This is a genomic window from Patescibacteria group bacterium, from assembly GCA_041659765.1.
Taxonomy (GTDB): Bacteria; Patescibacteriota; Patescibacteriia; order UBA9934; family UBA9934; genus JAGORL01.
On record JBAZXR010000001.1, the window covers coordinates 125,196 to 148,194 of the forward strand.

General features: G+C 51.6%; 15 protein-coding genes and 1 tRNA gene. 14 read left to right on the plus strand and 2 right to left on the minus strand.

What is annotated here, in order from left to right; translation table 11 throughout:
• Nucleotides 1–20: 20 nt before the first annotated feature.
• Both der and WC813_00725 read right to left on the minus strand, forming a co-directional pair.
• Nucleotides 21–1,391, minus strand: coding sequence for a ribosome biogenesis GTPase Der (gene der, locus WC813_00720; protein MFA5946529.1), 1,371 nt, complete (start codon nucleotides 1,389–1,391; stop codon nucleotides 21–23).
• A 10-nt stretch (nucleotides 1,392–1,401) separates the two neighbouring features.
• A complete protein-coding gene (locus WC813_00725) occupies nucleotides 1,402–2,904 on the minus strand; it encodes an LCP family protein (protein ID MFA5946530.1) in 1,503 nt (500 codons plus the stop codon).
• A gap of 86 nt (nucleotides 2,905–2,990) precedes the next feature.
• Here WC813_00725 and WC813_00730 point away from each other — a divergent pair.
• From WC813_00730 to ftsA, 14 genes are all read left to right on the plus strand, one after another.
• Nucleotides 2,991–3,067, plus strand: a tRNA-Val gene (locus WC813_00730).
• Between the two features lie 83 nt (nucleotides 3,068–3,150).
• Complete coding sequence (gene lepB, locus WC813_00735) at nucleotides 3,151–3,765, plus strand: signal peptidase I (protein ID MFA5946531.1); 615 nt, start codon at nucleotides 3,151–3,153, stop codon at nucleotides 3,763–3,765.
• 14 nt (nucleotides 3,766–3,779) lie between these two features.
• Nucleotides 3,780–5,165, plus strand: a complete 1,386-nt coding sequence (hisS, locus tag WC813_00740; protein MFA5946532.1) for a histidine--tRNA ligase — start codon at nucleotides 3,780–3,782, stop codon at nucleotides 5,163–5,165.
• Nucleotides 5,166–5,229: 64 nt separating this feature from the next.
• Nucleotides 5,230–5,490, plus strand: coding sequence for a 30S ribosomal protein S21 (locus WC813_00745; protein MFA5946533.1), 261 nt, complete (start codon nucleotides 5,230–5,232; stop codon nucleotides 5,488–5,490).
• A 45-nt stretch (nucleotides 5,491–5,535) separates the two neighbouring features.
• Entirely contained in the window at nucleotides 5,536–5,982 is a 447-nt protein-coding gene (locus WC813_00750) for a GatB/YqeY domain-containing protein (protein MFA5946534.1), read from the plus strand.
• Entirely contained in the window at nucleotides 5,975–7,060 is a 1,086-nt protein-coding gene (hflX, locus tag WC813_00755) for a GTPase HflX (GenBank protein ID MFA5946535.1), read from the plus strand. Before WC813_00750 ends, hflX begins: the two co-directional genes overlap by 8 nt.
• A gap of 69 nt (nucleotides 7,061–7,129) precedes the next feature.
• Entirely contained in the window at nucleotides 7,130–8,812 is a 1,683-nt protein-coding gene (locus tag WC813_00760) for an Ig-like domain-containing protein (protein ID MFA5946536.1), read from the plus strand.
• A gap of 6 nt (nucleotides 8,813–8,818) precedes the next feature.
• On the plus strand, nucleotides 8,819–18,361 hold the full coding sequence (locus tag WC813_00765) for a DUF4215 domain-containing protein (protein ID MFA5946537.1): 9,543 nt from the start codon (nucleotides 8,819–8,821) through the stop codon (nucleotides 18,359–18,361).
• A gap of 1 nt (nucleotide 18,362) precedes the next feature.
• The gene (locus tag WC813_00770; GenBank protein MFA5946538.1) at nucleotides 18,363–19,241 is read left to right on the plus strand and encodes a thrombospondin type 3 repeat-containing protein; all 879 of its coding nucleotides are present in this window, start codon (nucleotides 18,363–18,365) and stop codon (nucleotides 19,239–19,241) included.
• Nucleotide 19,242: 1 nt separating this feature from the next.
• Nucleotides 19,243–19,890, plus strand: a complete 648-nt coding sequence (locus tag WC813_00775) for a hypothetical protein (GenBank protein MFA5946539.1) — start codon at nucleotides 19,243–19,245, stop codon at nucleotides 19,888–19,890.
• 3 nt (nucleotides 19,891–19,893) lie between these two features.
• On the plus strand, nucleotides 19,894–20,877 hold the full coding sequence (locus tag WC813_00780) for a hypothetical protein (protein ID MFA5946540.1): 984 nt from the start codon (nucleotides 19,894–19,896) through the stop codon (nucleotides 20,875–20,877).
• On the plus strand, nucleotides 20,874–21,299 hold the full coding sequence (gene ybeY, locus WC813_00785; GenBank protein MFA5946541.1) for an rRNA maturation RNase YbeY: 426 nt from the start codon (nucleotides 20,874–20,876) through the stop codon (nucleotides 21,297–21,299). The genes WC813_00780 and ybeY overlap by 4 nt, the downstream gene beginning before the upstream one ends.
• A complete protein-coding gene (locus WC813_00790) occupies nucleotides 21,296–21,688 on the plus strand; it encodes a diacylglycerol kinase family protein (protein ID MFA5946542.1) in 393 nt (130 codons plus the stop codon). The genes ybeY and WC813_00790 overlap by 4 nt, the downstream gene beginning before the upstream one ends.
• A 28-nt stretch (nucleotides 21,689–21,716) precedes the next feature.
• Nucleotides 21,717–22,976: a cell division protein FtsA gene (gene ftsA / locus WC813_00795; GenBank protein ID MFA5946543.1), complete on the plus strand. Its 1,260-nt coding sequence runs from the start codon at nucleotides 21,717–21,719 to the stop codon at nucleotides 22,974–22,976.
• Nucleotides 22,977–22,999 lie beyond the last annotated feature (23 nt).

Sequence of the window (22,999 nt, forward strand, 5' to 3'; positions counted from 1 at the left end):
ACTTTGCGCCATTCTACCATCTAGTAGGTGGTGTGTGACTTACGACCCGCATCAATGCGGATTCTGATGGGTGTGCCAGTGAACTCGTAGTGCTCACGCATGACATTCTCTAGGAAACGAATATAGGAATCGGCTAGCGAGTCTTTTCTTGAAAGGTTCACGGACAGCACAAAACGCGGCGGGTTTACGCCCACCTGAACAAATTTTTCAATCTTTGGATGTTTGACTCCCTTGCCCTTTACTGGGCGGTGGCGTGAAATTGCTTGAGACATGAACTTTTTAGCTTCGTCATCGGATAGTTCTGTGAAGCGGCTCTTGAAGACACCGTCAATCATCGGAAAAACCTTCTTGGCTCGCTGGCCAGTTAAGGCTGAAGTAAAGAGAATGGGGGCGTACTTGAGCTGGGGCAGCCAACCGCGGACTTGAGCTTCGAAATCATTAACAGAGTTTGTTCCCTTGTTCTCGTAGAGATCCCACTTGTTTACCACGATGACCGTAGAGACGCCCGATTCCGCGAGTACGCCCGCTAGATGTTTGTCTTGTCCGGTAATCCCTCGGGTTACGTCAATAACAAACAGCGCAACTTCAATACGGCGGAGAATATCCAGCGTCTTTTCTACCCCCTGTGCCTCGAGCTTAGTGCCGGATCGGACCATGGCGGCATGCTTGCGAATGCCGGCGGTATCAATAAAAATGTAAGTTTTTCCGTCGAACTCAACTGTTGCATCGTTTGGTTCGCGGGTGGTGTGCGGGAGGTCTGCGGCGATGAATCTTTTCTCTCCGAGAATAGCATTTAAGAGAGTGGATTTGCCGACGTTTGGTTCGCCAAGAACGGCGACGCGCATGGGTAGAACCTCTGTGATTTCGGCTGGAGCCTTGCCGGTCTTCTCAAGCGCCACGTAGATTTCGTCTAGGAGATCGCCTACGCCTGTTCCTTGTTTGGCAGAAATGGCTAATGGTTTATTGAGTGGCCAGTTGGCCCACTCTTCAGAATTTGGCTTGGCGCGAATGGCCGCTGAGTCTGCCTTGTTGCCCACTACGATGACCGGCTTTTTTCCTGCTACGAGTTCTTTGGCGATGGTTAGATCGTCTGCTGTACAGCCAATTGTAAGATCAACAACCAGTAGAATGACATCGGCTTGCTTCATTGCTTCCCGCGATTGATCGATGACGTTCTTTTCGATTTCATCCGCTTTGTTCACATCGAGTCCACCAGTGTCGACCACTGTAACTACGTGTCCGCGCCACAGGCAGGGTGCTTCAAAACGGTCGCGGGTGGTGCCAGCAACATCCGAAACTAGAGACTTTTCTTCTTCAACGAGTTTGTTAAAAAGAGAAGATTTGCCAACGTTCGTTCGCCCAATTAGAGCGACTTTCGGTGGTTTGACCATACTTGTGGGGTTATCTGAAGGAGAGTGACGTCGAATCCTGCCCTAAGACCACCAGAAAGTCAATTGGACTCGCGCTTTTTTTTATCGCTTCGAGGGCTGTCTTTTCCATGACGGCATCCGGGATGACATCATGGGTTTTCATGGAACCAAGTTTGGTCATGACCACGGCAGCTTTTAAATAGCTCTTCAGGGCGGATAATTCCGCGCCTTTAGTGCCGTCAGTGAAATCGTAGATGGTAGTTTTGGCCGTGTCACGCTTTTCAGCGTTGGTAACTAGCGAAACGGTGAAGCCTGAGGATTGCAGGAGCTGAGCGGTGTCTCCGCCCAGTCCGGTGGTCAGTGTTCCGTTTTGAATCTCAATAGTTAATGACTCTGTGGGGGCTTGACCTGGGGAAGGGAGAGGCGTTCGAGTACCGGGAATGTCATGCGCGTAGATATTTGTGGCGAGCGATTTTAAATCGCTCCAGTCTTCCTCGTACGGCAATAGTACGTATGCGCCGTTGATGTTTGTCTCATAGAGCAAGCCGCCGGTGGCGTCAAGCACGTGGAGAGAGATTCTCTCGGTTGAAATGTCCGGGATATATTTGGCAAATTTAATCATCTCAAAAGCGCTCATGTTCGTTTGAACATTTTTCTGGATGATGGCCATGATCCGTGAGAGTTTAGTGGGATTCAAGATGACGTCCATGCTGAGCGCGCGTTCTTTGAGTGCTAGGAGAATCTTTTGTTGCCGAGCTGCTCGAGCGAAGTCCGTACCCTCTCCGCTGCCGCCGTGGCGGGAGCGCGCGTATTCCAAAGCGAGAGCGCCATCCATGTGCGTCCAGCCTTTTACGAAAGCCACGGTCTTCACACTGCCCAAGTCATCGTCAACGGGATAGGTGCTGTCCGTAAAGCTTCGGTCCACATAAACATCTACTCCGCCCAAGGCGTCAATTACATCGGCGAAACCGTGAAAGTCGATTTTGACACTGTAGGGAGCTGGCTGTCCTAAGATGCCGCTGACTATTTTGGCGGACGCATCCCGACCAGTGCCGGATTTCTCTTGTTCTGCGAGTGCGTTGACGGCGTTGATTTTGCGGTAGCCCTGGCCAGGTACAAAGACCGTGAGGTCTCGGGGAATGGAGATGAGTCCCAGCTCCTTGGTGCTTGGCCGGTAACTCCCAAAAATCATAGTATCAGTAAGCTCTGCGCCGTCATGTCCAGCTCCGCCAATGCCTAGAAGTAGGATATTTACGCGGTCTTCGGTTTCACCTGAAATAGCCTTTTCACCGGACCGGACGAGACGGGCGAGTGTGTCAAAGATGGAGAGCGGGGCGCCGTCCTCGTAGTTAGTGCTTTTGGCGATGCCGGCAAATAACAGGAAACCTCCTACCCCTATAATGCAAGCACCAAAAAAGAACAGCTGAAAAATGGACTGAGATTTTTGTTGTTTTCTAACGGGCAGCGCCTCGGCCTGAGCTGAGACCAGCAGTTCGTCTGAAGGATGAAGAAGATCCATGGGTTTGTGATCCATAGCGGTAGCAATGAGTATAGCTTGCTTTTTATGTCTTGAGAAGGACTCTCGACAAGCGTGAAAAATTACGATAAACTGCCACACGCGGATGTTTAGCTCAGCTGGTTAGAGCGCTGTACTCACACTGCAGAGGTCGCAGGTTCGAGTCCTGCAACATCCACCACTTGATTCGCTACGCTCGCTCATGGTCTTTGACCATAAATGTCGGAGCTACGAGTTGACTGCTCGTGCTATTATTCGCTTACTATGCTGTTTAGAAAAAGATCGGAGCCGGTTGGTCCGAGCACCCTCGAAAGAATGTTTGGTCCAACAGTGGGTGCGGTTGGTAATTTTTTTCTAGAGATCGCCCAGATTGCCATCTTGGCTTTGGTCATTATTCTTATCACTCGGCATTTTCTCATTTTGCCTTTTATTGTGAAAGGTGCGTCCATGGAGCCGAATTTTCATGACAATGAATATTTGATTGTGGACGAGGTGACTTATCGGTTTCGCGCGCCTGAACGTGGCGAGATAGTCGTGTTTCATCCGCCCGAAAACGAGGGTCAGTATTACATCAAGAGAATTATCGGCTTGCCAAAAGAACGGGTTGAAGTTAAGAACGGCAAGATAACTATCTATAATGATAAGTATCCGTCCGGAATTGTTTTACCGGAGGAGTACTTGACGGAAACCACGACCGGTAGCGATAGTGTGACGCTTGGGCCGGACCAGTACTATGTAATGGGAGATAACCGCAACGCTAGTCTTGACTCCAGATCGTTTGGTTATGTGCCCAAGGATCATATTATTGGCCGAGTGTGGATCCGTGGTTTGCCACTTGAGAAAGCAGGAACTTTCATGACCCCGGTTTATCAGTATTAACCATCTTCTTCCCTATGCCGTCTAAACCGACTTCCGCCCCGAAAGTTGAAAAACCTGTTGCTCCGGTTACCAGCGCCAAGAAAGCGAAAGTACCTGAAACATTGCGCGGCTTCCGAGATATACTCCCGGAAGAGCAGGCTGCTTGGGATAAAATGGATGCGGTCATGCAATCCCTTTCTAGGGCCTATGGTTTTGGGCGTATTCGCCTGCCGGTAGCTGAACAAACAGCACTTTTTGAGCGAGGGGTTGGTAAGGATACGGATGTGGTAGAGAAAGAGATGTTTACGTTTACTGATCAGGGCGGCGTGCGCATGACCATGCGTCCAGAAGGCACGGCCCAGATTGCCCGCGCCTACATTGAGCACGGTATGTTGAACCAACCGCAACCGGTGAAGCTGTGGTATGCGGAACAGTTTTTCCGCCACGAACGTCCGCAGGCTGGCCGCTACCGCCAATTCTGGCAGTTCGGTTTGGAATCTATTGGTTCTGATGATCCGGTGCTTGATGCACAGATCATCCTCATGTGCGAGCGTTTTTGTCGGGATATGGGGCTCGATGTCACCATTCAGGTGAACTCGCTTGGTACGCCAGTTTCTCGCCGTTCTTATGTGGCGGAGTTGGTAAAGTTTTTTAAAGCGAACAAGAAGAAGTTGTCCGAAACTGATCAGAAGCGTTTGGCGAAGAATCCGCTTCGCTTGCTCGATTCGAAGGAGCCGGGCATGGAAGAATTGAAGGCGGAAGCTCCTCAGATTATTGACTACCTTGATGATGAATCCAAGCAGCACTTTATGAAAGTGCTTGAGTACCTTGATGAGGCTGAGGTGCAGTACACCTTAAACCCGTACTTGGTACGCGGACTCGACTATTACACGAAGACTGTGTTTGAGGTTGTACTTACTAACCCAACTGCCGAAGAGGGCGCGCAGAGCTCACTCGGTGGAGGCGGACGGTATGATGGGTTGATCCCACTTTTTGGCGGACGCGAAGGCACGAGTGCGGTAGGTGCAGCAATTGGACTGGAACGGGTGCTCATGGCGGCACGTGCCGCGGGGAAACTTCCTGATCCTCGCCGTCGGTCGGAAGTATTTTTCTGCCAGTTGGGCGAAGCTGCCCGCCGCAAGGGTCTTAAGACATTCGAAAAGTTCCGCGAGGCCGGAATCGATGTAGCTGAAGCATTCTCGAAGTCGAACCTAAAGGCACAGCTTGAAATCGCTGATAAGGTAAAAGCGCCTATTGCGGTCATCCTTGGCCAGAAAGAAGTGCTTGATGGCACGATCATTATCCGTGACATGGAATCCGGCGCGCAGGAGATTGTGGACGTAGAAAAGGTGGTGAGTATTGTGGCGAAACGGCTCATGGAGCTTAAGGCCAAGGCTCTCGCGAAAGCAGAGGTTAAGTAATTTGCCATGTTTGGGGCCTTGTGCTAACCTTCCGCCAACCTTGAAAGGAAGGTCAAAATATATTGTGGCATCATCTATAGAAGTCAAACGAAAGAAAGGGGAGAGCTTTGAAGCGGTTTTTCGCCGTTTCTCCCGCCGTCTCCAACAGAGCGGTAAAGTATTAGACGTCCGCGCCGGCCGCTTCTTTGAGAAAACTCCAAAGAAGAACCGCGTGCACGGTTCCGCACTCCGCCGTCTTGAAATGGGCGAGAGACGCGAATTCCTTCTCAAAACAGGCAAGATTAAAGAAGAAGATCTCCGCGCTAAAAAGCACGGAAGTCGGTAGGCATAAAGGAGCCGCAAGGCTCTTTTGTGTTAATATACCCATCATATGAAACTCATCGACAAACTCTCAGAAGACATGAAGGCGGCCATGAAGGGGAAGGACGTGAAAACGCTTGAGGTTCTGCGTATGGTCATTTCCTCTATTCGCAACAAGGCGATCGAACTCAACAAGGAGCTTGAGGATGCCGAAGTTATTGCGGTTATTAAGAGTGATGCGAAGAAGATCAGGGACGCCATGGAGACGTTTGCGCAAAATGCTCGACAAGATTTGGCTGACGAAGCGAAACGCGAAATTGCAATTCTTGAAACATACTTGCCGGAACAGATGCCGGATGCTGAGCTTGAAGCAAAGGTGAAGGCGAAGATTGAAGAGTTGGGTGCTAAGGCATCGAGTGAAGTTGGAAAAGTTGTCGGCGCGCTCGCAAAAGAATTGAAGGGATTGGTTGACGGCTCCCGGATTAAAGAAAAAGTAGAAAAGTTTTTGAATGAGTAATCCTGCCGGGGCGTACAAGGCAATTTTAGCCGACGTAGTTCATTTTTCGGTCACTAAAGCGGAAGCGCTGGAACGGATGGCCGAGCTTGAAGCTCTGACGCAAACATACGGTGGTATTGCGGTGGTTAAAGCTATTCAGCGCCGGGACAAGCCGGATTTTCAAACCTTTATTGGTAGTGGAAAATTGGAGGAGATAATTGCTGAGGCCAAGGACACTGGGGCGAACGTACTTATAGTGAATGACATTCTAAAACCCGGTCAGCTGTTCAGGCTCGAAGAAGCGCTTGAGCCCGTAAAGATGAAAGTCTGGGATAGAGTTGATCTCATTTTGCATATCTTTGACCGTCATGCCACGAGTGCGGAGGCGAAGCTCGAGATCGAATTGGCTCGCTTGCGCCATATTGGCCCGCGTATTTACAACATGGGGGCGCAGTTGGGCAAGCAGGGTGGAGGAACGGGCGTCCGCGGAGGTGCCGGCGAAAGTAACACGGAAAAGATGAAGCGCCATATTAAGGAGCGCGAGCGGGCGATTGTGAAGAAGCTCGAGGGTTATGAGAGCGGTCGAGCAGAACACCGGAAAAGCCGGGTACGGGCGGGTTTTAAGACGGTGGCGTTGGTCGGCTATACAAATGCTGGAAAGACGGCGCTGTTAAACGTGCTGACTAAGCGTAAAGAGATTTCTGCAAACAAACTATTCGCGACGCTTGATACTCGCGTCGGCGAGATATATCTGCCTGAGCTCGGAGCCTCGGCGCTCTTGTCTGACACTATTGGTTTTATCCGCGATCTTCCGCCTTCGCTCATTAAGGCCTTCCGCTCTACTTTGTCTGAGGCAGTTCATGCTGACCTTCTTTTGCATGTTATTGACTCCGCAGACCCGAAGCTTGATCTCAAGCGCGCGGTGGTTGAAAACATCTTGGCGTCTCTTGGGCTGGCTGATCGCCCGACCATTTTGGTTTACAACAAGTGTGATTTATTGCCTAAAAATTTGAAAAGAGAAGATGGGATTTGTGTTTCAGCGGTCACGAAAGACGGTCTACCCACACTTAAGGAAAAAATTGCAGCCATGCTTCGATAGTTCGTGGTAAAATGTGTGGGAGTTATGCTAAGCCGTTGGGCTCAGAATACGTTTGCAGTAATCCTTGTTATGGCAGGGGGCTTTTTATTTTCTGCGCCACAGGTTTTCGCTCAAGCTGATCAAACGGCTCAGGTGGCTGCTACGGCCGGGTTTGGGACAGCTGATCTACCGACTATTATTGGCCAGATCATCAGTGTTTTTCTGGGACTACTTGGCGTAGTTTTTCTGGTCCTGACTATTTACGCCGGCACCATGTGGATGACGGCCGCCGGTGATCCTAAGAAAGTTGAGAAGGCTAAGAATATTTTGATTCAGGCGGCCGTTGGGTTATTAATTACGATCAGTGCTTACGGAATCACCACCTTTATAGTCAATGCGATTACGGGCGGAACTGGCGGCGGTGGGGGCGGGACAGGCGGTGGAAGTAATGGCGGAGTCTCGGTCGAGAGCCTGTCTGGTGCTTTGGGCGCCGGACCAATTCGCGACCATTACCCAACCAGAAATCAGACTGATGTGGCCCGGAACGCTAAAATAATGATTACGTTTAAGGAGGCCATTGACCCGGCCTCGGTGACGGTTAATTCCGTGAAGATTTTCCCTGCCTCCACGGGTGTTACTGGTGCGCTCACGGACACGGTTATTAACTTTACAGACGATCACAAGACTTTTGTCTTTAGGCCGGCCGCCTATTTGGGCTCGCCGACCGCTAAGGTCCAGTACACCGTCCAATTAACTACTGACATTAAAAATGCCGGTGGTGCCAAGCTGTTCTCCGGCTCATACAGCAGTGGGTATAAGTGGTCATTTGAAACTGGCACGGTGCTTGATCTGACGCCGCCGACAATTGTGTCCGTTACTCCTGCTAACTCTGGCGCCTATGCTCGGAACATCGTAGTGCAGGCTACTTTTTCCGAACCGGTTGACCCAACTTCTGCTTCGGGCGTCCGAACATCTTCCGGAGGTTTCTCGAACATTGGGATTACAAGTAATGCGACTGTGCAGGTGCCTGGCGAATATCAGATTTCCAATGGCTATACTTCTGTAACCTTCATCTCGGCTGAGCCTTGTGGCACTAACTCTTGCGGAGAAAAGATTGTCTGCTTGCCGGCTAGCAGCAGTTTGAATGTCACCGTTAAGGGTGCAAGTACTACGGCTAATCCTCCGCAGGCAGATACCTTTCCGTATGACGGTGTGGTAGACATGGCCGGTAATTCTTTTGATGGCAACCACGACGGCACGGCTGGAGACTTTTTTGGCTGGAGTTTTACGACCACCGGGGATATCGCGCTCGCGGGGCCAAAGATTGTGTCTGTTTCGCCGAATATTTCCGAAGAAGATGTGCCGCTTGATCAGCCGGTCACGATTACGTTTGGCGATGTCCTGATGACCTCTAGCGTTTCTCAAGACACAGTCCAGTTATCTAATAAAGAACAGGTGTCTGGCATTTCTCATGAAATGTGGTTTTCGCCGAGCACCTCCTATTTGACGAGCGATGATCAGGTGGTGACTTCGGCTGCTCAGATTCCGGCCAAGACGGTGGTTGAAGTGACTCACGGAACGTTCTTGCAGTCGGTGGACGGCAAGTCATATTTGTATGGCTCGACAGTCACGAGTGGTTTGTTGAACCAGTATCAAAATTGTTATGTGCCCGGAGCGGGACCTGATGCGGTTGGCGGATTGTGCGGTGTGTCGGCCGCAGAGCCGTACTGCTGCAACGGTATCCCATCTTCCTCGGCTTGCATCCTCTTCTAAAACATTGTGAACATAAACCGCTTAAAACACTTGGTTGTCGGGTTACTCGTCGCTACGAGCTCGGCTTTGCCGTTGGCTTTGCCAATGATCGCTTCCGCGCAGACGGACACGGTGACGAGCGGGCTTGAGACCGTGGGTACAGCTACTGGTTTAGGAAATGAGGATCCGCGGATTATAGTGGCGAGAATTATTAGAGTAGTGATTTCTTCGCTCGGCGTAATCGCCGTGGTTATTGTTCTTTACGGCGGTTTCGTCTGGATGACCTCGGCTGGCAATGAAGAGAAGGTGAGTAAAGCTAAGAAGATTTTGTTGAGCGGCGGTATCGGTCTAATGATTATTCTGATGTCATGGTCCATCACCACCTTCATTATTAGTTCACTTTTGAGTGCAACTGGCGGTGGTGGTGGCGGTTCTGGCGGCGCAGGTGACGGTGTAGGCGGAACTAGTCTGGGTGGCGGTTCTGGCAGTGGCTTTGTAGTAACCGGTATTGTTCCTAAGGGTGAGGTGACGATTAGAAATGTGCAGGTTCGTGTAACATTCTCGAAGAATGTTGATCCTGCAAGCATTGCTAACGCCTTTACGGTTAAAAATACCCTGACGGGTGCAGTCATTGCTGGTACGCCATCTGTTTCCGGAAACACCATTACTTTCAAACCTAGCACGCCTTGTTCGGACGCGGCACCAGCTCCGCTTTGTTTTGACGCGAGCACTCAGTTTACGGTCACCATGACTACGGCCATTAAGAGTACCTCGGCGGTTGCTTTGACGTGTCCGACTAGCCGTCCCTGTGCTGGCAGCTTCACGACTGGAACTATAGTCGACGAGGTTCCGCCAACAGCTTTGATTACTGACCCTGACGCTGGACAGCGCGTGCCAGCCAATAGCTTTCAGAACGTTCAGGTGGTTGGTACTGATGATGTTGGTGTCGCTAGTGCTACCTTCTTGGCCGGTACTGTCAGTTTTGACGAAGTTCCGGCTACCGGAGCGGATCTCACGAGCGTAACAATTAGCGCTGATTGGGATACGAGCAACGAGGATGCTGGAAACTCGGTAAAATTGTCTTCCACTATTACTGACCTGGCTGGTAACACGGCTGAAGACTCAGTTGGGGTGCTCTTAGCACCAGCTTCATGCCAAAATAACGTCTTAGATTCCGGCAGTGGAGAAACGGGGATTGATTGTGGCGGTGATCCGACTAGCGCGAACTATTGTGGCGCGTGTGACGGCTCGGCTTGTACTTCTTCTACTGATTGTCAGTCCGGTTCTTGTGTGAGCGGTGTTTGTCGGGCTACGACCGTTATTAGAGCGGTTTCGCCATTGTCGGGTGCGCCTGGTACTTACGTCACAATTTCTGGTAATTCTTTTGGGGCAACGCCGGGCAAAGTTTTGTTTGTTGGTCCGGGCGCGCCAGTTGAGGCGGTTCTAGCTCCGTGTGCTGATGGTTGGACAGACCGCCAGGTAGTAGTCATGGTGCCGCCAGGTCCGGCTGGAACTGGTCCGATTACTATTGTGCGAGCAAATGCGGTAGATGATTTTGATAAGGATTTAACTAATGATAATCGGGGTCCGCTCATTGCTAACTTCGTCGTGAACACGGTGGCGCATCCAAATCTGTGTGGTCTTTCGGCTACCAGTGCCAAAGCTGGCGATTCGCTCACGCTTACCGGATCCGGTTTCGGCGCTAGTCGAGGGACTTCGGTAGTGGCCTTTGGTAGTAATCGTCCCGCCTCCACCTATTCGTCATGGTCTGATTCTTCCGCTCAGGTAGTGGTGCCGGTCGTAGCCTCTCGTGATGGCTCGTACGCTGTACATGTGGTTTCCGACGCCGGCATTTCGTCGAATAGCATTAGCTTACGCTTTACCTCGGCCGCTTCTTCTGGCGGATCTACAACCTCAGGTGGGACAACTACGCCGGGAGGCGTGACTACACCAGGCGGGACTACTACTCCCGGTGGAACCACAACTCCAGGCGGAACCACTACGCCTGGCGGTTCAGCCGCCTCTGCACTTGTTCCGTCGCTCGTTTCGATTGATCCTGGTCAGGGTGGAATAGGGCGTTACGTTAGTTTGACGGGCACAAATTTTGGTTCCGCTAAGGGGATTGTCAAGTTCACTAATACCGCGACCGGCGATACTGCGGTGGCTAGCTTGGATGTTTCTGCAGCCTGCGGTGCGGAAAACCCATGGGGTAACACGCTGATCAGATTTGTCGTTCCCGGCACCTATACAAATGGCACGGCCATCGCGGTCGCCGCACATACTGTGTCTATCACCTCAGCCAGTGGCCAGATTTCTAATACTGTTCCATTTACTATAATCGCTGATGATACAAGACCGAATGTGTGCGGAATCGTGCCCGCTACTGGCCAGGCCGGGGATACGATAAAAATTGTTGGCGATCGGTTTGGCTCAACCAATGGCGCGGTTACTTTTTCGTCGAGTGTGACTTCAGTCATCACCTCTTGGAGTAATACCGAAGTCAAAGTGACCGTTCCGGCCAGTGCTCAGAGCGGCAGTGTCACCCTAGCCAACGCCGCCGGAGTAAAAGGTAACAATGTTTATTTCAGCGTGGCTTCGCCTACTTCATCGGCTGGCGCGGTGGGCGGCGGCTATGCTTGGAGTTTTTCTTCCGGTTCCATTCCTAAAGTTCCAAGTTTGGTAACTGAGTGTTCGGCTTCGGTCGTTTCTGCTGTGCCGAATAACCGGTTTACGGACTCGGTTTGTACCAATGCTGTGGTGTATGCCGAATTCACTCAGCCGATGAACCAGGCCACAGTGCAGGGTGCGGTGAAGGTTGACCGCTGTACCGGCGAAGGCTCTAACCCGTGTTCTTCGGTGATGGCGGTGACAGGTCAGACGCTCACTACTTTAAAATCTTTTACTTTTACGCCAAGCACGCCGCTGGCTATAAGTTCAACTTACCGCGTGACCGTGGCCGCTACGGCTGAATCCGCCGATGGGGCAACTTTGGCTAGAGACGCTGAGTGGACTTTTGTGACAGCATCAACTAATACAGCTTGTTTAGTTGATAGTGTCAGAGTGTCACCGGCCAAGGCGACTATTAACGTAAAGAACGGGACGGAAAGCTTCTCGGCCCTGCCGACGGCTGGTTGTGTGGTGCTTGACCCAGCTGGGGTTGAGTGGGATTGGGCACTGAATCCTAGTTTTGCGGCTCGTAATACAACGGCCAATCCGTCCTGTGTGGGCGGGTCTACGGCTTGTTTGACTGCTGAGGCTTTGGCCGAGGGTGTGACACCGGTCACGGCCACGGTGAGCAATACAGCGACAAACAGTTCAGCTAGTTTGACAATCGAGTTTACAGATCCGTACGTCACCGGCGTTTGGCCTGATTGTGACGCCGCCTGCATGAACGCACAGATTGGGGCGAGCTTTAACATTCCAATGAATAAGCAGAGTCTTGAGGCCTCGGGGAACGTTCGGCTGTTTGAGTGTACAAACGAACTTTGCTCCGCTACTTCAGAGATTACGAGCCCGGACGCTAGATGTATGACGGTGACCGGTCAGTCTCCTGAGTGTACGGGCTTCGCCTTGAAGACCGTTACGCTCAACCCCGGTAAGTTTTATAAAGCACGGATTAGCGGCTCGGTTAGAAGCGTAAGCGGGGTGCCGTTGACTAGAACTAATGACGGAGGCGATTATTCTTGGGTGTTCCGCGCTCGGGAAGACGCTAGTGCTTGCGTGGTCAGCCGAGTTTCTATTTCTCCGGCCACTGCTCTAGCCAAGGCGGTTGGTGACAAAACAACCTTTACGAGTACGGCCTTTGGCGAAGCTGATAGCTGTTCACAGTCTGGTCAGCGACTAACCGGCTTCTCTTACTCATGGACCTGGGCCAACCCGATTATTGATGAGGATCTGGATAGCAATCCGGCTACTAAAGTAGCAGAGTGGCTAGGTTCTTCACTTCGAGACACTTCTCCTTCAGCTATTCCATCTGCCTGCTCCGCATCATGTACTCCTGGTGGCAGCGTGCCTTATGAAGCGATTTGCGGTGACGGGGTGCTTGATCTTACAGGCGGCGAGGAATGTGAAGATGGCAACGTGGCCAATGGCGACGGTTGTTCAGCTTCTTGTTTGCATGAGGGGACTAGCGCGCCAACTTGTGGCAACGGCCTTATTGATACCGCCGAGGATTGCGATGACCGTAATCTGATTGATGGTGACGGTTGTTCAAATAGGTGTCAGTCCGAAGGTTCGCGCTCAGTTGGCGCAACCTGTGGAAATAATGATATCGCTCGTAACGCCACCACAAAAGCTGGCGAAGAATGTGATGATAGTAACGCTAAAAATGGTGATGGCTGTTCTTCCAACTGTACCAATGAGGGGACACCGTCATTAGCGTCTATCGGCGGGGCGGTTTGCGGTGACCGCGTAGTCAACATACCGGGCGAGGGTTGCGACGATGGAAACATTATTAACGGCGATGGTTGTTCGTCGGTTTGTTTGCATGAAGGCTCGCTTACGACTTGTGGAGTTGGCGGGGTTGACGCTGGCGAGGATTGTGATGATGGAAACGGGTTGAACGGTGACGGCTGTTCCTCCAGATGTTTGTTTGAGGGCTCTTCGGTGGCTTACTCGCTGCCATCTTTCTGTGGCGATGGCGTGGTTGGAACGGGCGAATATCCGGCCTGCGAAGCTGGTGTAACAGGTGACGGTCGAATTGATCCTTTGCAAACCGCCATCATCAGTAGTGATGCAGCTTTTGAGGTAGACTTGGCGACCAAGCGGGCGCACGCTACGGTTGAGGTTAAAGAAAACTCCTCTGGTCTATCTACTACCGCTGATCTTTCTTTGTCGTGCGTAGCCACCTCTGATGCCAGCTGTTCGGACCCTGCTCACAACGGCGTCGGTTCAGCTAGCTGCTGCATGCCACGGCCAACGGTGACGCTGATCCCAACCTCTGCTTCTACAACCTGCCGTAATCCGGCCTTGTACGGTATCTTTTCTCAGAAGATGGATCTAGAATCATTTACTACTACCAACACTGACAGAGCGCTGACGGTTGAGACTGACCACTTGTACCTGCAACTGGACTTGCCGGCTACCACTGCTCTTCCTGGAATGCCAGGTTCTGAGATTAGGTGTCCAAGTGGGTATCGCGTAGCTTTTGGTCATGATCCAAAGGGCTTCTTAGCTCGGGCAAAAAATACCATCGTTCGCTTCTTCGTTGGTGATTCAGCAGTCGCCGCGGAAGGTAAATGCTTGCTGCCGGTTACTGGCTACGAGCAGGTTGAACAGGACGATGGAACGTACAAAATTTATCTAAAATACGCTAAAGCGCTTGAGCCAAATGCGTCTTATACCCTTGTGGTTGATGGTGATCCAAATGTTCAAGATGGAGTAATAGTTGGAGTTACTTCAGTTTCAGGTGTTGGTTTGAACGGCACGGCCTCGTCTACATTTAGAACTGGCCCGAACCTATGTTCGTTAGATGAGGTCAAGGTGACCGACAACTACCGTGCGTCGCCCTACCTCTTTACGCGGGGTGATGAGGTGCATGCGTTTACGGCTGCAGGTATTTCTCATACGAATGGCCTAATTCAGGAAATCCAACCGATTCTCGGAGTCTACGATTGGGATTTTGATAAATGGAAGATTGCTGATGAGACCCTGTTTGGAGTGTCAGCTATCGGACCCAATATTCCTCATGACACTGTTGATATTAAATCCTTAGCGAAAAACGGCTCGACGAGTCTTTCAGCGCAGGCCACTATTGGAGCAGACACGTTTGGCGGCACGACAGGCAAGAAAGTGATCGGTTCGACTGGGATAACGGCATTTTTATGTGAGAATCCTTGGCCGCCTCTACCTAAGTTCCCGTGGTCTGATGACCCGGCGGGCGAAGCTAACGGACTCGCATCGCAGGGGACTGAGGGCTGGATGAACATTTCTAGTTATTACTGTCGCGATCAGGGAGCGGTGGGCGTAGCTGCTGATCTGCCGACTGTTACGCCGGTTCGTCCGCCGGTAGCCGGAACTTCAAATATTATCAAGCAATACTTGTTTGAGGTGAGTGATGGTTCTGGCGACGCAATCGGCCTTCGAGTGGTGAGCAATCCGGGCTACCTCTCGCCGATGGCTTGGTATCGGGCTCAGAACTTCAAGGGCGGTCCCAAGGAGACTGTAGTGGATGGTTTTGCGGCGGTACAGGACGGCAGTACGGTGTATGTGGCTGCTCCTAACTATGCCAATGGCAAGTTCTATTCCAATATCTACGTTTTGTCTGCCAATGAGGGGGCGAACGAAGCGACGCTAAAGATTTTTGCGAGCATGCTTGAGAATCTTAAGTTTGCGATTGACCTGAATGACGTGACTGTCTGTACTATTGGCGGATCCTTGTCGGATACAAGCTGCTCTTCGGATGATGATTGTCTGGCTCTTGGGGCTGGTGCAGTTTGTCCGTCTTTAAAGGCGAAGGTGCGCCGTGATACTCAGAGACTATCTGATTTGACGACTATCCGTTCAGCTATTACAGCCTACGGCGTGGATAATAGAGTATGTTCCATCACCAGGTCTCAGTCTTGCGCTTCAAATATTGAATGTCCGGTTGGCGAGTCCTGCGCATCAATTATTCCGGCGCTGTCTGCTGGAACCTTCGTGCGCAATTTCTCTGCTAGCCCGTGGACTAGCTGGGGCGACATGCTGGGTGGCGCGCTTGGCGCGAAGGAACTGCCAGTTGACCCGTTGAATGCCTTCACACCTAATACTTGCGGAGTAGTGGGTGGGCCATTAGCTAGTTTTGATCAGGCCAACTGCGTTGACCAGTCAAAGGGAACGTATACATGTCCGTTTGGTTCTCACGTGTACCAGTATTTGGCGCAGGGAGACAGCTCGGTGAAACTATCGGCTAACCTTGAATTCTTTGAGGTGTGGGCTAGTCCAATTGATAATAATGGTTCGGCCGATGGAGTGGATATTACAGTTGGTAGAGCTAACGTGTCGGCTGATGGCTTTAGCACGGGGGACGTATGTTCAGGCGCGGTGCTTGGCAGTTCTGCCGTTTGCGGCGACGGCGTAGTGGGCAGTGGCGAGGCCTGTGAACTTGGTCAGCGTGAGACTACAGTCGCCATCTGTGATGGTAATAATGATGGAATTATTGATGGTTTCAAGACCAGGGTTTGTAATTCATCCTGTACCGCTTTTGTGGATGATCCTCAAGCCGTCTGCGTTTCACCTACTTGCGGGAATGCGGTCAAAGAGGGTTCTGAAGAGTGCGATGACGGTTCAAAAAATGGCTCGTACGGTTTCTGTGGAGCTGACTGTAGACGAGCCAGCGCCTTCTCTTGCGGAGATGGCTCTTTGGCCGGTGGCGAGAAATGTGATTGTGGCTCAAGCGGATCTCTGACTGGTCGTCGGGCTAATGGCAACGGCATCTGTCAGGTTTATAACGGCGTGTATCAGTCCAGTCCTTCAGCCTCATGTGCTTGGGATTGTTCCGGTCCAGCGCCATACTGCGGCGACAAGCATGTTGATAGCGGCGAACAATGCGATGGTACAGATGAGTTCTGGGACGGAAAGTTGTGTTCAAGCGGCTCGCTGATTGGCCAGCCATGTACATCTGACAGTATGTGCGGAACCGCTGGCTTATGTGGCGGAACTAGCGCCTATGCGGCTTGTCCGGTCGGGGAGACGCGCACTCATGATTGTAATGACGCCGTGGGTGCTAGCTGTGCCTACTCAAATACTTGGCTAGCTGCTACCTGCGTCAGGGTAGGAACTTGCGGAGATGGTGTTGTCCAGAGCGGTCTAGAGCAGTGTGACGACGGAAATCAAAATGACACTGACGCCTGCACTCATTTGTGTAAGGTTAACGTTTGCGGTGACGCTGCTCTTAACCCGCAGACAGAAGAATGTGACCTGGGCACGCAGAACGGCGGTTCTTGCAGCTCATCTTACGGCTCTACTTGCACCGCTTGTTCTGTGACCTGCCGCAACGTTATTTCATCCGGCGCGTTCTGTGGTGACGGCGTGAAGAATGGCACGGAGTTCTGTGATGGTTCTGACGTGCCACTGACTTACTTCGATTCTGCCACCATGAAGGCCGGTGGGTCATGTGCTACGGACGGGGCAACGTCCAGCATTTATACCTGTCGTAGTTTAGGCGTGTGTAACGGTGGAGCTAAGAATGGTCAGCTCTGTACAGCCGGATATATTGGTAGCACTGGTCCTGATTCCTACGCTCTTGATGTAGCTGACTGTACAGATTTAACCGGCAGTTACGAATGCGTTAAGCCGGCTTGTTCCGGTACTTGTTCTTCCTCCTGCCCGCTAACCTTTGCTAGTACCAGCTTGCTCATGACAGCTAATCAGCCAGGTTCGCGCCCAAGCCCAAGTGTCGATCTCTACTCGTACAACACGAGCTCTACCTCAACTCTGCCCAACGCGGCTACTATTACGGTTCCTGCTTGTACGGTATTGCCCTCGGTTTCCGCGAACATCCGTTACGCCGAGAACTATGAACCACCGCAGGTGTACGTGATGTTCATCACTGATCTTTCGCAAACGATGAAATACCGGGTCCGTGACGATGTTCTTCCTGGTTCAGGCGAAAAATCTCGGTTGGCTGTGGCGCAGGCTTCCATGGACTCAGCAACTGCAAGTTTGTATGAGAAGTTTGGTGCTAACGTGCATATCGGTTCGATCGGCTTCAAAGGTTTGGCGCAAGGAACTTGCTACAATAAAACCAACACATCCTGCACGGCGGGGACGGCTGCGGGCGATACTACTTGTTCAAACTTAACTCCGGGTGACTTCTGCTTGGACAAAACATCTCAGATTTCTGCTTCAACTATTACCTATCCGTTCGGTGATATCTATAGCTATAAGCTTGCTGATAGCACGGGGGCGTATTCGTTCGCTGATCAGCCGCAGATGTCTTCGCTAGTTTCGGCTATTGACTCAATGTTCGTTGACAAAACGGGACCAACTGGTTGTACATCTAGTCCTTGTCAGTCAACAAATATCCATGGGACGAGAACTTATGAAGGTTTGGTTGAAGCTCGTCAGATGTTTAAGAAGATTAATGATTTGTCGACCACGGATAAGACTAATACCCGGTACATCGGGATCCTGCTATCTGATGGCGAGTATACGAACACAGACCCGCTCATTGAAGCAGCTGCATGGAAGGATAAATACGAGCTTTATACGGCCACAATCGGCAATGATTCGGCGTTCATTGCGCAGATGAACAGGTGGTCGACGAATAGTTGGGATGGAACTACGGCCAACACGAGTTCTGACACGTACAATGGCGTTGATTATTCCTTTACGGCATCAACGGATACGCAATTAACGGGCATTTATAGCCAGATAGTTAATACGATCCAAAATATTAGCGTTAAACTGGTTGTTGATAGTGGAGCTGCCTCGACTAGCGTGAATACTGGAAACGGAATCTCGCTCGTTTTGCCGCAAGGCTTTGCCTGCGACAAGCTTCACTCACAGAACGTGCCTATTCAGGTGACCTTTGCAGGCAAGGGGCAAATGACTATTAGTGACGTGCGTGTAAATTATTGTGCGGCTCCATAGTATGGAAGACCTAGAGACCCAACAACCGCCAGTTGCCCAGCCAACGGTAGCTACTACCGCGCCGGTCTTTTATTCGCTCGCTCCAGAAGAAGCCCCAAGACCGACTCCGTGGTACAGGAAGCGTCAGCTGGTGGTGATGGCGGTTTCGTTCGCGGTTGCCCTTTTTGTGATCGGAGGGGTGGTGATCTTTGCGTCTAATTGGTTCGCTCAAAAAAATGCCCCGGCTAAAATAGCGGCTGAGGAAGCTTCCTCTATGTTGGCTGATAAAGTGTCGGCTTGTGATCAGGCGCTGGATCCAGAGACATGCAAAAACGGAGCCGGGATGCAGGTGGCGAACGCTACGGGTACGGCTGAGGTTTGTAACGGTTTGACGGGGGAGCTGCTTGATTCTTGCGTGTCCTTGGCCGCTCGGGCTGCGGCGAGCATCTCTGCCTGCGGTAAGCTAGATGGAGCTGCTAAGACGGCTTGTGAAGACGGTGCTTATAACGCTGAGGCTCAGACAAAGAATGATTTGACCTTGTGTGCCAAGATTGTAGACCAGGCTTTGGCTCTCGGTTGCGGATCTCGTGTGACGGAGGCAGCTTTGGCGAATAACTCCTGTGTTGCATCACACGTTGACCCGGTTCTTTGTTCCGATAGGCAGAGTTTATTAACAGCTATGAATTCTGGATTAGAGAGCGCCTGCACGGCACTATCTGATGAAGAAGCGAGGATAGATTGCATAAACGGTATCCATTCACTTGATGTAGACGGCGATGGTCTATCCGTTTTTGACGAAGTAAATACCCACCACACAGATCCTGTAAAACCGGACACTGATGGAGACGGGTATACTGATGGAGACGAGGTATCCACCGGACATGATCCTTTAAAGAAATAATATGTTTGACCAAGAACCTCAGGATATCTTTGCTGGAACGGATAAAGCTCCGGCGCCAGTTCAACCGCCAAGCGCAGTAGAGCGCGCTTCGGTTAATGCGTCACCAAGGCCGGCCCCAGCTATGGCTCCTGCTCCGGTTATGTCTGCTCCAAGGCAGCCTATGGAACCTTCGCCAACCTCTCATTTAATGAGAAATTTGGTGATCATCGTGATCGTAATTGCGGCTGTAGGCGGAGGAGCATACTTGGCTTATGCGCTTATGATTAAGCCGATCATGAATGCTAGCGTAGCGCCGGTGATTCCGTCGGCCGTTAAGACTCCGGTTGTGCCAGCGGAGGAGACGCCACTCGCACCAGTTGAAACTCCGGTGGAGACTCCAGTGGCGGCTCCAGCCGAGCTAAACCCAAATTTCCTTGATAGTGATGGTGACGGTTTAAATAACGCCGCTGAACTTGAGGCGGGAACTTCGTCAACCAATCCTGACACTGACGGTGATGGTTTGGGAGATAGAGAAGAGGTGAGGGTTTATGGAACTGACCCTAATCGTACTGACACTGATGGCGATGGCTTCCTCGATGGGGCCGAAGTTCAGGGCGGTTATAATCCGAACGGACCAGGCAAGCTCATGCAGATTCCAACCACCCCATAAATTATGTTCGGATCTAAGGAGGCTCAACCGGTGACTCCAGCGGTGCCGGCAGTTAAAACTGACGACATGATTATTCATGTCATGCCCAAGGATTTTGCGGGAAAGCCGGCGTCTGCGGCAAGCGCGGGGTTGCAAACCCCGCCTTCTCAGGCGCCGATTCCGGCCCCGCAGCCTATGCCCGCACCAAAGCCGGTGGCAGCTCCCGCCCCGGCTGCACCAAAGCCGGCCGTGATTCCGCCTCCTAGGCGGAAGTTTGGCTTTGTTATCTTCCTGTTTGTTTTTCTTTTTGTCCTGTCACTTGGGGCTGCCGGAACCGTTTACTATCTCTATTTTATGCCGGTCGCGCCGTCTGAGAACGCGGGGTTAGTAACCCCGCCTTTACCGGCGCCTATTCCTGAACCCACCCCAATTCCGGTCGCGACGGAACCTGAGCCAGGCAAGGACACGGACTCAGACGGGCTGACTGATGTTGAAGAATTGCTATACGGAACTGATTACCGCAATCCAGACACTGACGGCGATACCTTCCTGGATGGCAACGAAGTCTTCCACCGCTATAACCCGAACGGCCCGGCGCCGTTGACGCTCCTTGATACTGGCGCGGTGCGGGTGTTCGAATCGCCTGACATGCCGTTTACTATTTATTATCCGTCGGCTTGGACTCCGGTGGCTGACCCTATTGAAAAGAAGGTCACGTTCCGATCGCCCTCAACCGCGTCCGTGCTCATTACGGTTGAACTCAAAGATGCGACCGCTAGCCTGGAAGGTTGGTATCAACAGAACGTACCAGACGAAAGCTCGCAGAAGCTTGAGGCGACATATACGTCTGAGGGCCTGCTCGCGCTGGCTCGTCGAGACCAGAGAATCGCGTATATTGATGGTGGTAGTAACGTCTTCACGCTCACTTATGACCTTGGAGATGAAAAAACCATTGAATTCCTATCTACCTTCCAGATGATGCTCAATGGTTTAAATCTTCTCCCATGATTACTTTCGACGTCGAGCAAGAGTCTATCCCGAAGGGGAGCCGATTCTCTGGAGCGAGACTTAAGAAGATCGCCGGCGAGTTTGACGTTGCTCTGCGGAAGAAAGTAACCGGCATTGTTTCCTTGAGTTTTGTCGACGACCTAGAAATTCGTCGGCTTAACCGCATGTACCGCAAGAAGGACAAGGTAACCGATGTTTTATCGTTTGGTTCCCCAGATGGCGATCGATCCGGGTATCTCGGTGACGTGATCATTTCGTACGAGCAGGCGGTGCGGCAGGCCGAAGACGAAGACCTCGAGCTTGAGCTGACTGATCTTCTCGTTCACGGCATCCTTCATGTGCTTGGTTACGACCACGAAAAGGCGGAAGATGCGGATGAGATGTTTCCTCTTCAGGATAAAATTGTGGCCGAAGTCCTATGATTTCTTTGCGAGCATTTTTCAAAAGTTTCCACCATGCTCTTCGCGGTCTCGCCGAATTATTTAAGACCGAACAAAGTTTTCGCCTTCAGGTGCTGGCGACAATTATCGTTGGCGGTCTCTTGATTGGGCTTGATCTCGCCGCTTGGCAAAGAATTCTGCTTATTTTGTTATGTTCCGCCGTCTTGATTCTCGAAATAATCAACAGCATCATCGAACGGGTCGCTGATGCAGTCCAGCCTCGGTTGAGTCCGATGGTGAAGGATGTTAAGGACATGATGGCGGGCGCAGTTCTTTTGACGGCGCTAACCGCGCTCGTGGTCGGGACGGCGATTTTGTACCTCCCGGTATGGGAAAAGGTCTGTGCTATAATTCAGTACTGTAAGCCCTAAACTTCTCTTGATTGCTCCTTTTTTGGCTATGGCCGATGAGATTATCACGGGCTTGGACATTGGAACCTCCTCCATTCGTATTGCTATTTGCAAGGTTTCGCCAGGGGAAGATGGTAAACCGGCCCTCCATGTGATTGGGGCGGTTTCTTCACCGTCTGCAGGTATGCATCGCGGAGCAGTCTCCAGTATGGAGGATGCAGTTTCGGCGGTGTCTAAAGCCCTTGAGAAATCTGAACGCATGACAGGAATCGGCGTGAACACCGTTTGGGCGAGCATTGCCGGGCAGAGCATTTTGGTTCAGGAGAGCCGTGGCGCCGTGGCGGTTGCACGTCCCGAGGGCGAGATTTCTGAGGGGGATGTGGAGCGATCTATGGAAGCAGCTCGTACAGTAGCTGTTCCTTCGAATTATGAAATTCTCCATGTTATTCCGAAGGGCTTTGCCGTTGATGGGCAGCGTGGGATCAAGGACCCAGTAGGGATGTCCGGCATTCGGCTAGAGGTCGATGCAGTGATCATCGAGGCGCTCAATTCGCACATGAAGAATCTGACTAAGTGTGTTTATCGCACGGGTCTTGATATTGAAGATTTGGTCTACGCTCCACTTGCGACCGCGGAAGCCGTGCTTACGCAGCGGCAAAAGGAGCTTGGCGTGTGCCTGGTGACGGTGGGTTCAGCCACGACGTCTCTGGCTGTGTTTGAGGAGGGCGATCTGTTGCATACCGCTGTGCTTCCGCTCGGCGGTGACCACGTGACGAATGATATTGCTATCGGCTTGCGTACCTCCATTGATATTGCTGAGCAGGTTAAGATAGCTTATGGCCACGCCGTGCCAGACGCTGTAGATAAAAAAGACCAGTTTATTCTGCGTGACTTTGGAGCTGAGGCTGATGATGAAGTGAAGCGCCGATTTGTCGCAGAAATCATGGAAGCTAGAATGGAGGAGATCTTTGAGGCGATTGATAATGAACTTAGAAAGATTGATCGTTCGGGAATGCTTCCTGTCGGTGTTGTCTTTACCGGGGGAGCTATGAAGACTCCAGGTGCAATTGAAGTAGCGAAACGCGTACTCCGGCTGCCGTGCGCTGTAGGCGCTCCGGTCGGCGTTACGAGTGTTATCGACGAGGTTCAGGATCCTGCCTTTGCCACGGCTATCGGTCTGGCTGCTTGGGGTTTTGGTATCAGGCAGGTTTCGGGCAGTAAGTTTAACTTTGGAAAAATGATCCCGCTCAAGTCAATGGACAAAGTGGCCGACCAATTGCGAAAGTGGATGAAATCCTTGATTCCTTAGATGGTGTACTATACGGTAGGGTA

Excerpts from the sequence above, each read along its gene's own strand:
- der (MFA5946529.1), bottom strand. The coding sequence starts at position 1,391 with ATGGTCAAACCACCGAAAGTCGCTCTAATTGGGCGAACGAACGTTGGC.
- WC813_00725 (MFA5946530.1), bottom strand. The coding sequence starts at position 2,904 with ATGGATCACAAACCCATGGATCTTCTTCATCCTTCAGACGAACTGCTG.
- lepB (MFA5946531.1), top strand. The coding sequence starts at position 3,151 with ATGCTGTTTAGAAAAAGATCGGAGCCGGTTGGTCCGAGCACCCTCGAA.
- hisS (MFA5946532.1), top strand. The coding sequence starts at position 3,780 with ATGCCGTCTAAACCGACTTCCGCCCCGAAAGTTGAAAAACCTGTTGCT.
- WC813_00750 (MFA5946534.1), top strand. The coding sequence starts at position 5,536 with ATGAAACTCATCGACAAACTCTCAGAAGACATGAAGGCGGCCATGAAG.
- hflX (MFA5946535.1), top strand. The coding sequence starts at position 5,975 with ATGAGTAATCCTGCCGGGGCGTACAAGGCAATTTTAGCCGACGTAGTT.
- WC813_00760 (MFA5946536.1), top strand. The coding sequence starts at position 7,130 with ATGGCAGGGGGCTTTTTATTTTCTGCGCCACAGGTTTTCGCTCAAGCT.
- WC813_00770 (MFA5946538.1), top strand. The coding sequence starts at position 18,363 with ATGGAAGACCTAGAGACCCAACAACCGCCAGTTGCCCAGCCAACGGTA.
- WC813_00775 (MFA5946539.1), top strand. The coding sequence starts at position 19,243 with ATGTTTGACCAAGAACCTCAGGATATCTTTGCTGGAACGGATAAAGCT.
- WC813_00780 (MFA5946540.1), top strand. The coding sequence starts at position 19,894 with ATGTTCGGATCTAAGGAGGCTCAACCGGTGACTCCAGCGGTGCCGGCA.
- ybeY (MFA5946541.1), top strand. The coding sequence starts at position 20,874 with ATGATTACTTTCGACGTCGAGCAAGAGTCTATCCCGAAGGGGAGCCGA.
- WC813_00790 (MFA5946542.1), top strand. The coding sequence starts at position 21,296 with ATGATTTCTTTGCGAGCATTTTTCAAAAGTTTCCACCATGCTCTTCGC.
- ftsA (MFA5946543.1), top strand. The coding sequence starts at position 21,717 with ATGGCCGATGAGATTATCACGGGCTTGGACATTGGAACCTCCTCCATT.